The following is a 238-nucleotide window of genomic DNA, read 5'->3' as shown; positions in this document are numbered from 1 at the left end:
GCTGGGGTTTGGTGACAAGTTTGTAGAAGTCGTGATGGACGGTTCGTCCAAGCACGGCTACTTCGGGTCGTCATCGCTGTCCTCGATCTTGAACAACTCGAAAATTGAGGAAGGCCAACCCGGCATTCTCCTGCTCGATGAGATGCAGCGTTTTCGCACCATCGACGACGCTGGTAACGAGGTCAAGGTCGAGCGCTACCAAGATGTGTGGACGCTGCTCTCGGACGGCGAATTCTCC

1 protein-coding gene is annotated in these 238 nt (G+C 55.5%); it reads left to right on the top strand.

Features of this window, described 5'->3' with window-relative positions; all coding sequences use genetic code 11:
* Positions 1 to 238: hypothetical protein (locus AC1RPW_RS08695; protein ID WP_481769562.1), on the top strand; the 238-nt coding region annotated here is incomplete at both ends.

It is taken from the genome of Dellaglioa sp. CoH-55-MRSF-8 (assembly GCF_056782195.1).
This window is presented reverse-complemented; position numbering and strand designations above follow the sequence as displayed.